Source organism: Agrobacterium sp. (assembly GCF_032092815.1).
Classification (GTDB): domain Bacteria; phylum Pseudomonadota; class Alphaproteobacteria; order Rhizobiales; family Rhizobiaceae; genus Agrobacterium.
In genome coordinates, this window is record NZ_DAMDBP010000012.1 from 17,843 (window position 1) to 31,053 (window position 13,211).

The following is a 13,211-nucleotide window of genomic DNA, read 5'->3' on the forward strand; positions in this document are numbered from 1 at the left end:
AAGTTTCGGTGCCTGGACGATGGGCGACGATTCGGCCATGCTGGATATTGTCAGCAGTGCGAATGTTGCCTGTGGTTTCCACGCTGGCGATCCCGCTGGGATTTTGCGCACATTGCAGGCCGCCAAAGCGCGGGGTGTCGTCATTGGTGCGCATGTCGGATATCGCGATCTTGCTGGTTTTGGCCGCCGCAATATGGATCCATCCAGTGACGAGTTGATCGGCGATGTCATCTATCAGATTGGCGCCTTGAAGGGGCTGGCTACCGCTGCCGGTACCCGTGTTGATTATGTAAAGCCGCACGGTGCGCTTTATAATACGATTGCCTTTGATGAACGTCAGGCCGCTGATGTGATCAAGGCGATCCTCAGTGTTGATCCTGAGCTTGTGTTGATGGTGCTTGCCGGTTCGCCGCTTGTCGATCAGGCACGCGCAGCGGGCCTTCGTGTTGTCGCAGAGGCTTTTGCCGACCGCGCCTATACGGCGCAGGGTGTACTGGTCTCTCGCCGTGAAAAGGGCGCTGTGCTGCATGACCCTGAATTGGTGGCGCAGCGCATGTTGCGACTGGTGCGTGAAGGTGTTGTCGAGGCCATAGATGGCCAGGATGCCCGGATCGAAGCGCAATCCATCTGCGTGCATGGGGACAGCCCGGATGCTGTCGCAATCGCTGCGCGGGTGCGCGCCCTGTTCGAGGCTGAGGGCGTTGTTATCCGCTCCTTCGTTGCAGGGGGCCGTGCCTGATATGATATTTTCTCCCTCCTTGTCGTCTCCAGTTTTGCCATCCGTCCGGGTCTTGCCGTTGCGCCCCGGTACGCTGCTGCTGGAGTTGGCGGGGCTGGAAGAGACCCTGTCGCTTTATGATGCTTTTCAGCAGTCACCCGTGGCAGGTGTTCTGGAGATCGTGCCAGCTGCGCGGACGTTGATGATCGCTTTTGATGCTCTCGTCCTCGATCAGTCTCAACTGCTGCAGGCCGTGGGTGAACGTCTTGGAAAAGAGCGCAGTGTTGGTGCGGCAGAGACCGTCGATATCCCCGTCCATTATGACGGCGAAGATATCACCGACGTTGCCGAGTTGCTGGGCTGTTCCGTCGCAGAGGTGGTGCGGCGACATACAGAGGCGGAATATACGGTTGCCTTTACCGGCTTTGCACCGGGTTTTGCCTATCTTTCCGCGCCTGGTGTAGGGCTTTTAGTTCCGCGTCGGACATCACCGCGTACTGTCGTGCCAGCCGGCTCGGTTGGTCTTGCTGGCGAATTCAGCGGCGTCTATCCAAAGGCAAGTCCCGGTGGCTGGCAGTTGATTGGCAGAACATCGCTGGCGATGTTTGATCTAAGCCGTGATCCGGCTGCGATCCTGCGTCCCGGTCTTCGGGTTCGTTTCCTCGATAGTGCTCGCTCCAGCATGCACGTGTTTGAAAAGACACCTGTTGCTGCGGGCCCTGCCGTCGGTGTTTCGTCCGATATCGAAAACGGCGTCGAAATCTTGAGCTGCGGTCTGCCGGTTCTGGTGCAGGATCTGGGGCGTGCCAATATGGCAGCGCAGGGCGTCAGCCTGTCTGGAGCGCTTGATCATGGAAATTTCAAGCTCGCAAACCGCATCGTTGGCAATCGATCCGGGACACCGGCGCTTGAAATCGCGCCTGCCGGCTTCTCGTTCAAGGCATTTGGACGCGGTGTCATGGCCTTTACGGGTGCGCCAGCGGCCGTTTCGGTCACCAGTGCCAGCGGTGCTGTTGCCAATATCGCCTTTAACACGCCCATTGCGCTGGATGATGGTGACGTGGTCTCTCTGCTAGCTCCGCCAAGTGGTACGCGCTCTTATCTCGCAATGCGTGGCGGCTTTGTCGTCGAGCCTGTGCTGGGCAGCGTTGCTACCGATACGCTGGCGCAGATTGGCCCGGCGGCACTTGGGGTTGGTGCTAGGGTGGCCGTTAAATCTGAAAACCTAAGAGCGCCAGTGCTGCCGGGTGAGCAACCTGCTTTTGCCATGCCGAAAGCCGACGAGATCGTGACGCTGGATATTTATCTCGGGCCACGCACCGACTGGTTTACCAGCGAGGCGGTGGCAAGTTTCCTTTCGCAGAGCTGGCAGGTGACACCACAATCCAGCCGCGTCGGCATTCGTCTGTCAGGCGAACCGCTTGAGCGCTTAAACCGCAATGAATTGCCGAGCGAAGCAACACTGCGCGGTGCGTTGCAGGTGCCCGCCAGTGGGCAGCCGGTGCTTTTCCTGTCCGATCATCCCCTGACGGGCGGTTATCCCGTCATTGCGAATGTCGCGGCTCATCATCTTGATCTGGCAGGTCAAATCCCTGTTGGCGCTCATATCCGTTTTAATGCCCTGAATGCGTTTACGCATATAGATTTCGTTGCGAGTGATCCTCAATGAAAAAAGTTCTGATTGCCAATCGCGGTGAAATTGCTGTTCGCGTCATTCGCGCCTGCAAGGATTACGGTCTTTATTCGGTGTCGGTTTATGCTGATGCGGATGCTGACGCATGTTTCGTCAGACAAGCCGATGAAGCCTATGCGCTGAAAGGTGTGACGGCGGCTGAGACCTATCTCGATATCGCCAAGCTGATTGATGTCGCAAAGCGTAGCGGTGCCGATGCCGTACATCCAGGTTATGGTTTTCTCTCGGAGCGTGCTGAATTTGCCCGCGCGGTTATCGATGCGGGCCTGATCTGGATTGGCCCAGATCCCGATGTCATCGAAGTGCTGGGCGACAAGCTTTCGGCGCGCCGTATAGCGCAAAGTGTGGGTGCGCCGCTTGTCGCTGGCAGTAATGGAGCAATTGCAACGGCGTCCGAAGCTCTTGCATTTGCCAAACAACATGGCGTTCCAATCGCCATCAAGGCTGCTCATGGTGGTGGCGGACGGGGCCTGAAAATCGCTCGTCATCTGGAGGAGGTCGAAGAGCTGTTTGAGTCAGCGACCCGTGAAGCTGTGGCGGCGTTTGGCCGTGGTGAGTGCTTCATCGAGCGTTTTCTGGACAAGCCGCGCCATATCGAGGCGCAAATTCTTGCCGATCGCAGCGGCAATGTGGTCGTCGTCGGCACACGCGATTGTTCTCTGCAGCGCCGTAATCAGAAGCTAGTTGAGGAAGCACCCGCACCGTTCCTTTCCGACGTGCAGCGTCAGGCCATTCACAAAGCTGCGCGGGATATCTGTGCAGAGGCGGGTTACACCGGTGCTGGTACTGTCGAGTTCCTGCTGAGCGTCGACGGTGTCATTTCCTTCCTGGAGGTCAACACTCGCCTTCAGGTGGAACATCCGGTGACCGAAGAAACAACCGGCATCGATCTTGTCATCGAGCAGTTCCGCATCGCCGAAGGCAAAACGCTGTCGTTTACGCAGACACCGGAACCGCGTGGCCACGCCATCGAGTTCCGTATCAATGTGGAAGATCCAGGTCGTGGCTTCTTGCCATCTGCTGGTCGCATTACCCGTTTTGAAGCGCCTGCGGGTCCTGGCGTTCGTCTGGATAGCGGCGTGAACAATGGATGCGAAGTGCCGCCAATGTTCGATTCCCTCGTGGCGAAACTCATCGTCTGGGGTAAGGATCGCGAGCAGGCAATTCTGCGTGCCCGTCGCGCACTTGGCGAGTTCGTCATTGAAGGTGTGCCATCGGCCCTGCCGTTCCACCGTGCGGTCATGCAGGAAAATGATTTTACCGGCAGTGACTTTAAGGTCCATACTCGCTGGATCGAGACTGATTTCGCAGTTGTGCTTGAACAGGCTGCACGCCCTGCGCAACAGGACAACGCAACCCTCTTGCGCGGCGTTGCCGAAATTGACGGCAAGCGCGTCGAGATTGGTCTGCCAGAAAGTTTCTTGCGGCTTTTCGGACAGGCTAACGTGACACCGGTAGAGGCCATGGCGGATGCTGCGACAGATGAAAACGCATTGCGTGCGCCACTCGCTGGCATGCTTGCCCACTGGCGTATTGAAAATGGTGCAGAAGTCGAAAAGGGCCAAGTCGTTGCCATGATGGACGCCATGAAAATGGAAACTGCCATTCCCGCACATCGTTCTGGCGTTATCACACTGTTCGCGGAAGCCGGTACATTCCAGCAGGCGGCAAATGTCATTGCGCGCATCGACCCGATTGAAACAGGTGCATCTTCCCATAACGCCGGACAGGCCAAGCCGGAGACAAAGGCATGACCAATTCCCCGAACGCTCAGCGCCCGCTGCTTTCCGTCAACAACTTAAGTGTCAGCTTCGGTGGACGCCGGGTCGTGGACGACCTTTCATTCAAGGTGGAAGCCGGCCGCACGGTGGCAGTTGTGGGCGAGTCCGGCTCCGGTAAATCCGTAACTTCTTTGTCGACCATGCGATTGGCTGACATGATGGGTGCGAAGTTCGACACCGGCAGTATCCTGTTCGAAGACAGGGATTTGCTGAAGCTGACCCAAAAGGAAATGCGCTCCATCCGTGGCAAGGAAATTGCCATGATCTTTCAGGAACCGATGACCTCCCTGAACCCGGTTTTCACCATCGGCGATCAGGTGTGCGAAGTGCTGATCCTGCATGAAAAGATCGGCAAGGCCGAAGCCCGCAAGAAAGCCCAGGAACTGCTGGAAATGGTGCGCCTGCCGGATGCCGCAGAGCTTCTCGATCGTTATCCTCACCAATTGTCCGGAGGCATGCGCCAGCGCGTGATGATTGCCATTGCATTGGCCTGTCGTCCCCGGCTGCTGATCGCTGACGAACCGACGACAGCGCTTGATGTGACCATTCAGGCGCAGATCCTCAACATCATGCGGGACCTGCAGCAGAAGCTCGGCATGGGCATGATCTTCATTACCCATGACATGGGCGTTGTCGCTGAGATGGCTGACGATGTTGTTGTGATGTGGAAGGGCAAGAAGGTGGAAGAAGGTCCGGTCGCGGAGATTTTTGCCAATCCCAAGCACCCCTACACACGCTCCCTGTTGTCAGCTGTGCCACGTCTCGGCAGCATGACTGGCGAAGAGTTCCCGATCCGCAAGCCATTGACTGTGTTGGAGGATGGTGAGCCAAAGACAGTTGGCGAGGAACGTGTTCAGAACACGGTCCGCCAAGAAGGTGAACCTCTGTTGTCGGTGCGCGACCTGTTTGTGCGCTTCGATATCAAAAAGAACTGGTACGGCAAGGTGACCCATCGCTGCAGCGCCGTGTCCAAGGTATCCTTTGATATCCGCCCAGGTGAAACACTGGCGCTGGTTGGTGAATCCGGCTCTGGAAAATCGACAATCGGCCGCACGATCCAGCAGCTGCAGGCATCGCGTGCCGGCGATATCTCATTTGCGGGAAAACGCTACAGCGACATGTCTGCTGCTGAACGCTTCTCCATGCGCCAGAAGGTGCAATACATCTTCCAGGATCCGTTCGCCTCGCTTGATCCCCGCAAGACTGTCGGCTTTTCGATTGCCGAGCCGATCAATACCCATGGTTTGATCCTGGGTACCAAAGAGGTGCGTCGCCGTGTCGATGAATTGCTGGAGCGCGTTGGCCTCGATAGTTCATTCGCCAGCCGTTATCCGCACGAGTTTTCGGGCGGTCAGCGTCAGCGTGTCTGCATTGCCCGTGCGCTGGCATCTGATCCGCAACTGATTATTGCGGATGAGGCGCTGTCGGCTCTCGATGTGTCCATTCAGGCGCAGATCATCAATCTGTTCATGGACCTTCAGGCAGAGCGCGGCCTGGCCTATCTGTTCATCAGCCATGACATGGCGGTGGTCGAGAAGATGAGCCATCGCGTTGCCGTGCTTTATCTTGGCCAGATCATGGAAATGGGTAGCCGCCAGCAGGTGTTTGAAACACCGGCGCATGCCTATACCCGCCGTCTCCTGTCGGCGGTACCGGTTGCCGATCCGACCCGTGCCCGCAATACCGCGCTGCTGGAGGGCGAGATCCCAAGTCCTATTCGTGCCGTGGGCAACGAACCAAAAATTCTCGAACGTGAGGAAATCAATCCAGGTCACTTTGTAGCGAAAAGTGCCTGAACATTGCGACCTGTCGCATTTCACTAAAAGGAAGAGGTACATGAAAATAATCAAATGGGGAATGAGTGCCACCTTCATGGCGCTGGCGCTTGCTTCGGCACAGCCAGCTGCTGCCGCCGGGAAACTGACTGTTTCCTTGCAGCAGGATCCGGGCAGCTGGGACCCGATTGATACGTTTCTGGTGGCGTGGGCATCTGTGTCCACCAACATTTTCGACGGTCTGACCTATCGTGGTCCTGACCTCAAGGTTGTTCCAGGTCTCGCTGAATCCTGGGAAGAACTGGACGGCGGCAAAGTGCTGCGTTTCAAGCTGCGCCAGAATGTGAAGTTCCATAATGGCGAAGACTTCAACGCCGCTGCCGTGAAGTTTACCTTCGACCGTCTTCTGGGAGAAGAAGGTGCCAAGGGCCCGCAGCGCTCCAACTACACTGTCATCGACAGCGTTGATGTTGTCGACGACTACACGGTTGAGATGAAGCTTAAGCAGCCGGATCCGGTTCTGTTGACGAAACTCGCCGGTTACGGTGCTATGATTGTTCCGCCGAAGTACATCCAGGAGAAGGGCGAAGACAACTTCAACGTCAATCCTGTTGGTACAGGTGCCTTCAAGTTCACCTCCTATGCGCCGAAGGTCGACATCAAGCTGGAAGCCAACCCGGATTACTGGGGTGGTGCACCAAAGATTTCCGAGCTCGAATACCGCTTTATCGCTGAGCCGGCGACTGCCGTTGCCGAACTTCAGGCTGGGCGCGTTGATCTGGTGATCCCACCGACCATTCCGATTGGCATGATCCCTGTCATTACCGGCGACTCGAAGCTGGAAATTGCCAGTGTTCCTGGCCCGACGGTCGATGCGCTGCGCTTCAACACCCGTGATGGCATCACTGCCGACGAACGGGTTCGCAAGGCCATCATCATGGCTGTCGATCGCTCCACCATCGTTCAGTCCATTCTGGCCGGTCAGGCCTCCGAGATTGCAAGTTTCCAGAGCGCATTGTCGTTCGGTTATGATCCGGAGCTGAAGCCGCTGCCTTACGATCCGGCCGGTGCAAAGAAGCTTCTGGCTGAGGCTGGTGTGAAGGCCGGAACGCCGTTGCAGATCGACGTTCGTGGTGCAGATTCCACCATGAATGAAGTGGTCCAGGTTATTGCCAGCTACCTTCAGCAGGTAGGCCTGAACGCCACCATCAAGCCTTACGAAACCAACGTGCTGATCAACGACATCATCCCGCAGGGCAAGACCGGCGCGATGTTCCAGCAGAAGTGGGGCGGTTGGACATTCGATTTCGATAATACGGCCTATGCCATGTACCACTCCGGTGAAAAGTGGAACCCGTATGAAAAGGACGAGGCGCTGGACAAACTGCTGGAATCCCAGCGTCCGCTGACCGACCGTGCAGAGCGTGAAAAGATCCTTCGTGAAGTTGGCCAGTATGTTGCCGACAAGGCACTGGAACTGCCGCTCTACAACTCCAACGCCATCTTCGGCATCAACAAGCGCGTGAAGGGCTTTGTCGCTCCGCCGGACAACCGCTTGAAGCTGAATGAGGTAACCGTCGAGTAATCCGACGAAAACGGCGCCGCCTGCCCGGTGGGCGGCGCCACTGACTTGCGAAGGGAAAAAACGTGGCCGGTTTCCTCATCAAACGATTGTTGCAGGCGCTTTTTGTCGTCATTGCGATTACGCTTCTTGTGTCTTTTGCCGTGCGCCTGACGGGCGATCCGGCTCTGATGATGTTTCAGGGCGGCGGTGGCAGCATGACGGAAGATGATCTTGCGCGCATCCGTGCAGCGCTTGGCACTGACCGGCCGTTCTTCGTGCAGTATCTAAGCTTTCTCAAAGGGCTGGTGACGTTCGACCTTGGACGCAGCTTCACGGGCGGCACCCCCGTTTCCCTCCTGGTGGGTGATGCGTTGCCGGCCACGTTGCTGCTCGCCTTTATCTCGATGTTCGTGTCGATTGCCCTTTCCATTCCGCTCGGCATCAAGGCTGCAACGTCGCGTGGCAAGGCTGCCGATCAGGCCATTCGCATCTTCTCGCTGATTGGTCTTTCCTTCCCGAATTTCTGGCTGGCGACAATGCTGGTGCTGCTGTTTGCCATTACCCTTGGCTGGTTGCCGCCAAGCGGCATGGTCGGCATGTCAAGCTATGTCATGCCAGCCCTGACCATGGGCATCATTCTGACCGCGACCAATGTTCGCCTTGTGCGCACCGCCATGCTGGAAACCCTGCAGTCGCAATATGTAATGGTTGCGCGTGCCAAGGGTCTAAGCGAAAACAAGGTGTTGTACAAACACGCCCTGCGTAATTGCGCCATTCCACTCATTACGTATTTCGGCCTGCAGTTCGGCGGCCTTCTCGGCGGTATCGTTGTTATTGAACGCGTCTTCAACTGGCCGGGCCTAGGTACGCTTGCTTTTGATGCGGTCGCTGCGCGCGACTATCCTTTGCTGCAGGGTGTCATCACCGTTCTTTCCCTGCTGATTGTCGGCATTAACCTGCTGGTCGATATCGCCTATGGGCTGGTCGATCCGCGCATTCGCACGGAGTAATCGCTGATGGCTGTCAATTCCTCACGCGCTTCCCGCTTTGCAAGTCTTGAATTTGTGCTTGGCGCTTGCCTGACCGTTGTTATCTGCCTTGCAGTGCTATTTTCCGATTTCCTGTTCCCCGGCGGAGCAGAAAAGATCGATCTCATGGCCCGTCTGGCAAAACCCTTTGCCAGTGCTGCACACCCGTTTGGCACTGATCCGCTTGGGCGTGATGTGCTGGCGCGCGTTGTTGCCGGCGGCAAGATTTCGCTGCTTGTCGGCTTTTCGTCTGTTCTCGGTGCCGTCGTGTTTGGCGTCGTGGTCGGACTGATTGCCGGTTATTACCGTGGCTTCTGGGACATGCTGGTCATGCGCTTTGCTGACCTGCAGCTTGCCATGCCGTTTATCCTGCTGGCGATCACCTTCATTGCCATCGTTGGTGGCAGCCTGACCAACACCATCATTCTGCTGATCGTATCGCAGTGGGTGCAATATGCCCGTCTGGTGCGTGGTTCGGTGCTGACATTGCGTGAGCGTGAATTCATTCTTTCGGCCCGGGCGATTGGTGTGAAAGACTGGCGCATTATCTTCCAGCACCTTCTGCCAAACCTGATTGGCCCCGTAATCGTTTTGATGACCCTGAACGTTGCCAACAACATCTTGTTGGAAAGCAGCCTGACATTCCTGGGGCTTGGTGTTGATCCGACAATTCCGAGCTGGGGTGGCATGCTGGCCGATGGCCGTACCTACCTGCAAACCGCCTGGTGGGTCAGCGTATTCCCCGGTCTGGCCATTCTGTTGACTGTTCTCGGGCTCAACCTGCTGGGTGACTGGCTGCGTGACAGTCTCGACCCGACCGGCCGTACCTCGAGGTAAATTGCCATGACAATCATATTCGACCGCCGTTTGACGCGCACGCTTGAGACTATGCTTGCGGAAACTCAACCGGACAGCACAGTGCAGGCCTGGACTTTCGATGACCGGGCAAGCCGTCTTGCCGCTGAGCGCGCCTTTGCCGAAAAGGGCATCACGGCGCGGTTGCGCAGTGCTTACAAACCACTGTTCTATGCTTTTCAGGAAGAGATCAATCTCGACGGCGTTGAGAGCATTGAGGTGTTTTATCCCGTACATCCCAATGCACCGGAAAACAGGTTCCGCCTGGAGGCCTATCCCCTTGCTGACATGGTCGGGGAGCGCTCGATAAGCTTTACCGCTCGTAAGGACGCAAACCTGCATTATGACGTTGTCCTGCAGCGCCCGGGCCGCACGGAAACCGTCAAGGTCTTTGCGCCCAACCGAGTGCATGTCGATGCGGCGGATGAAACCAACCTGTCTCCGACCGGCTGGTTGCAGCGTGATGATGAGCCGGGCGCGCGACTGGAAACCGATTATGAATCGCTGTTTGCCTCTGCAATCGATGCTGTTGCCACTTACGACTGGGGCATGGATGAGCCTTATTTCGAAGAGCTCAATATTCGTGTTGCATTCCCTGCTGACGATGAACGGATTGCGGTTGGCGATGAGGCGATAAGCCTGCGTGAAGCGCTGCACGAGGATTTCTATTTTTCGCTTCTGGAATTTTTCCAGAAAAAGTCCGGACGTCCGATTGGCGATCGCGGCTTGAAACCTGGCCAGATCGTTCCTGAGATCGTCAGGGATGGAGATGCTGTGTCGGTCCGCGTGTCCGTGCGTCCGCTGACAACCGGTTATCTCGATGGTGAGGTGCAGGATCTCGATACTGCGACGCGCCCGCTCGCCACGCAGCAGATTGCTGCCGCGCTTTCCGAAGTTGGCGGCGAGGCCTTTGAGGCGCGCTCCAGAGCAGGACGTGTGCTGCATGCCCGTTATGTCAAGGGCAGCGACGCTGCCGTGATGATCAGTGGCGGTCAACATCCCAATGAGACCACCGGCATTTGCGGTGCTGTCAGAGCGGCAAAACAGCTCGTGCAAAGGCAAGGTGCGCATTTTACGATTTCTCCTCTGGAGAACCCGGATGGATACGCTCTACATCAGCGGCTTTGTGTCGATAACCCGCGTCACATGCACCATGCGGCCCGCTACACGGCACTTGGTGACGATCTGGAATATCGCACAGAAGAAACCGCGGCTGGCCATATCAACGAAAAGCAGATCCGCTTTGATGCACAGCAGTTGAGCGGTGCATTGCTGCACGTCAATCTGCACGGTTATCCCTCCCATGAATGGACGCGTCCGCTTTCGGGTTATGTGCCGCGAAATTTTGCGATGTGGACCTTGCCGAAGGGCTTTTTCCTGGTGGCGCGTTACCACGCCGGGTGGGAACCGCAGGCCGAACGTCTGCTCGACCGCGTCACACGGCACCTCAGCGCGATACCGGGCCTGTTGGCCTATAATGAGCGACAGGTTGCGCTCTATGAAATTCATGCTGGAGAAACCGGTTTCCGTGTCATCAATGGTTTCCCATGCTTGGCATCGGTTGATGATCGCCACACGGTGCCAATGACGCTGATTACCGAATATCCTGATGAAACCATCTATGGTGATGACTTCATTGCAGGTCATACCGCGCAGATGGAAACGGTACTTTCGGCCTATGAGGCCTGGCAGGATATCGTCGCAACATCCTGAACAGCCACGACCGCTTTATAAAATAAGGGCGACCTCATACGGCAAGATGAGGTCGCTTTTTTTATCAGAGCGCGTGCTGCCGGTTTAAGCCGGGTGTTGCTGTACGCTTAGTCCGCCGTCGACGGTCAGGCATGTGGCATTCATGAATGGGCATTCGTCGGAGATCATGAACACCGCTGCCATGGCTATTTCTTCCGGTGTGGCGATGCGGCCTGTGGGGTGCAGTTTCATGGTTTCGGCCTTGGCGGCTTCCGGGTCCGGGAAACTGTTCCAGTAGTCGATGACTTTCTGGGTTGAGACATAACCGGGTGCCAGCGCGTTGACCCGCACATTTTGCCCCGCATATTCAAGACCGAGCGACTTCGTCAGTCCCAGCAACGCATGTTTGGCGAGCGGGTAGGGGAAGGTGTGTTGAATGATGGTGAAAGCATGGGTTGAAGCAATGTTGAGGATAACGCCCCCACCCGTTGCGATCATATCAGGCAAAACCGCACGGCAGCAATTCCAGGCACCTTTCAGATTGATATCAAAACAGCGTGCCCATTCCTCATCGGTTGTCGACAGCGGATCGGAAAACACGTTGACGCCAGCATTGTTCACCAGCGCGTTGAGTGTTCCAATTTCGTCCTTTGCATAAGCGACGGCCTCGGCCATGCCAGTAGCATTGGAAATGTCGCCGGCGCGGTAGGCAATCTTGTTGCCGGATTGTTTGAGACGCTGTGCCGTGTCTTCAAGAAGATCGCCATCAAGATCAAGCAGCAGGAGATCGGCGCCTTCACGCGTGAAGGCTTCCGCGATCGCGAGACCGATGCCTTGGGCGGCGCCGGTTACCATGATGCGTTTGCCGTGTAATCTGCTAGCCATGTTGTTGTTTCCTGAATTGAATGCTGAAAGCCGACTCGATCTGCTGGCCTTGTTCCAGAAGAACGAGACCGCCAAGGTCGGGCATATGATGACCGTTGGGAAGATGTGTCATCGGCTCCAGACAAAAGAAGTCACAGCGATCGGCCGGTGTGTAGAACATGATGACATCATTGTTGGATGTCGCTTTGATATCAGCCACCAGCGCAAGTTCAGGCCAGTTGACGGTCGCCTGACCATCCCAGCCTGAAAAGGCATTGTTGACGAAGCGTGCGGGCAGGGTTGTCTGGCGTGCAAAATCGAGATCTGTAGGGGTAGAACAGACTTGCCCTGGCAAATGACCGGTCCGTTCGTTCCAGAAGGTTTTGGTGTTAGCATGTACCGTAACGCCTGGAGTGCGAACAAAAAACGGGTGAAAGCCAAGTCCGAATGGAAGCGGTTTCTGCGACTGGTTCTGAACCGAAAGTTCAAACGACAGGCAACCGTCAGACACCGATATGCGCTGGCGTGCCGAATAGTCGTAGGGCGTTGTAGTGTCGGGATGCTGACGTAGTGAAAGTGTTACTGTCTGCTCGCTATTTTCGACGATTGCCCAGTCTTTCAGCCAGCCATCGCCGTGCACATAGAGTGGATCGCTGCTGTTCGGTTGAAAGCGATAGACCTCATCTCCAACATTGAAGCTGTTGAATTCTAACCGGTTTCCAAAGGGAACGAGTGGGAAACAGGCCGACTTTCCGTCAATGCCCCCAGCAGGGACAAGAACTGGCACACCTTCAAAAAAGGCGGCGCTTGCGCTGCCGCCTTTTGTTGAAACCCAAACGTCCAACTGTCCGTCGTGGAGATGATGTCCTGTCTGTCCGGTCACTAACGGCGTCCTGCAGCAGAAGAGCGAAGGTTATCAAGCAATACTGCCAGAAGGAGGATTAAGCCACGCACCACATATTGGTAAAAGGCCTGAATGTTGAGGAGGTTCATGACGTTTTCGGCAATGCCCATAATCAGCACGCCAACGATGACGCCGCTGATCGCTGCACGACCACCGGCCAAAGACACGCCACCGAGAACGCAGGCCGAGATGACCGACAACTCGAGGCCGGTTGCGGCATTGGGCTGGCCAGAGGTGATACGCGAGGCAAGCAGAACACCGGCGACTGCGCAGACCAGACCCTGCAACATGAAAATCCAGACACGCATGTTGACGACGTTGACGCCAGCAAGACGCG

General features: G+C 56.5%; 11 protein-coding genes. 8 read left to right on the forward strand and 3 right to left on the reverse strand.

The genetic code is table 11. The features are described 5' to 3' along the window. The 8 genes from RT613_RS09285 to RT613_RS09320 form a co-directional block, all read left to right on the forward strand. Positions 1 to 739 (forward strand): 5-oxoprolinase subunit PxpA (locus RT613_RS09285; RefSeq protein WP_313614784.1); only part of this gene is annotated, 739 nt, incomplete at its 5' end. A gap of 1 nt (position 740) precedes the next feature. After that, the gene (locus RT613_RS09290) at positions 741 to 2,387 is read left to right on the forward strand and encodes a 5-oxoprolinase/urea amidolyase family protein (RefSeq protein ID WP_313614945.1); all 1,647 of its coding nucleotides are present in this window, start codon (positions 741 to 743) and stop codon (positions 2,385 to 2,387) included. After that, positions 2,384 to 4,165: an acetyl/propionyl/methylcrotonyl-CoA carboxylase subunit alpha gene (locus RT613_RS09295; RefSeq protein WP_313614785.1), complete on the forward strand. Its 1,782-nt coding sequence runs from the start codon at positions 2,384 to 2,386 to the stop codon at positions 4,163 to 4,165. Before RT613_RS09290 ends, RT613_RS09295 begins: the two co-directional genes overlap by 4 nt. Beyond that, on the forward strand, positions 4,162 to 5,988 hold the full coding sequence (locus RT613_RS09300; protein ID WP_313614786.1) for an ABC transporter ATP-binding protein: 1,827 nt from the start codon (positions 4,162 to 4,164) through the stop codon (positions 5,986 to 5,988). Before RT613_RS09295 ends, RT613_RS09300 begins: the two co-directional genes overlap by 4 nt. 40 nt (positions 5,989 to 6,028) lie before the next feature. Continuing rightward, positions 6,029 to 7,552: an ABC transporter substrate-binding protein gene (locus RT613_RS09305; protein ID WP_313614787.1), complete on the forward strand. Its 1,524-nt coding sequence runs from the start codon at positions 6,029 to 6,031 to the stop codon at positions 7,550 to 7,552. A gap of 62 nt (positions 7,553 to 7,614) precedes the next feature. Then, positions 7,615 to 8,541, forward strand: coding sequence for an ABC transporter permease (locus tag RT613_RS09310; protein ID WP_313614789.1), 927 nt, complete (start codon positions 7,615 to 7,617; stop codon positions 8,539 to 8,541). A gap of 6 nt (positions 8,542 to 8,547) precedes the next feature. After that, positions 8,548 to 9,396, forward strand: coding sequence for an ABC transporter permease (locus RT613_RS09315; protein WP_313614790.1), 849 nt, complete (start codon positions 8,548 to 8,550; stop codon positions 9,394 to 9,396). 6 nt (positions 9,397 to 9,402) lie between these two features. After that, entirely contained in the window at positions 9,403 to 11,127 is a 1,725-nt protein-coding gene (locus RT613_RS09320; protein WP_313614792.1) for a M14 family metallopeptidase, read from the forward strand. An 84-nt stretch (positions 11,128 to 11,211) separates the two neighbouring features. On the opposite strand, the gene RT613_RS09325 is transcribed toward RT613_RS09320, so the two are convergent. The 3 genes from RT613_RS09325 to RT613_RS09335 form a co-directional block, all read right to left on the reverse strand. After that, entirely contained in the window at positions 11,212 to 11,991 is a 780-nt protein-coding gene (locus RT613_RS09325; RefSeq protein WP_313614794.1) for an SDR family oxidoreductase, read from the reverse strand. After that, positions 11,984 to 12,853 carry an aldose 1-epimerase gene (locus tag RT613_RS09330; RefSeq protein WP_313614795.1) on the reverse strand — a complete coding sequence of 290 codons (870 nt, stop codon included), beginning with the start codon at positions 12,851 to 12,853 and terminating at the stop codon, positions 11,984 to 11,986. Before RT613_RS09330 ends, RT613_RS09325 begins: the two co-directional genes overlap by 8 nt. Beyond that, positions 12,853 to 13,211 (reverse strand): ABC transporter permease subunit (locus RT613_RS09335; protein WP_409558792.1); only part of this gene is annotated, 359 nt, incomplete at its 5' end. The genes RT613_RS09330 and RT613_RS09335, both read right to left, overlap by 1 nt.